This window comes from Desulfovibrio sp. OH1186_COT-070 (genome assembly GCF_003860215.1).
Taxonomy (GTDB): domain Bacteria; phylum Desulfobacterota; class Desulfovibrionia; order Desulfovibrionales; family Desulfovibrionaceae; genus Desulfovibrio.
Genome location: NZ_RQYH01000249.1, coordinates 1 through 328, shown reverse-complemented (window position 1 = coordinate 328; position 328 = coordinate 1). Strand labels below are relative to the sequence as shown.

At 34.5% G+C, this 328-nt stretch carries 1 protein-coding gene; it reads left to right on the top strand.

Translation table 11 applies throughout. The annotated features are described in order from the left end of the window. A partial coding sequence (locus EII23_RS12715; protein ID WP_311768167.1) for a molybdopterin dinucleotide binding domain-containing protein occupies window positions 1-328 on the top strand: 328 nt, incomplete at both ends.

Here is a 328-nt window from a genome sequence, read left to right as displayed (position 1 = left end):
GATGAAAATCATCCAGGAACTCCATATCTTCACAAAGGAGAATTTGTAAGAGGACCTAAAGCATTAATGGTTCCTGTTGAATATGAAGGACCAAAAGAATTAGAAAACGAAGAATATCCAATTATATTGACAACAGGTAGAGCATTATATCACTATAATGTAATGACAAGATATTCAAATGCATTAGATGGAATTAGACCTCACGAATTAGTTGAAATTTGCAAAGATGACGCTGAAAAGTATGGACTTGTTGATGGAGATTTCGTAAAAATCACTTCAAGAAGAGGTACTTGCGTAGGTAGAGCAGGAATTACAGACAGAGTAAAAC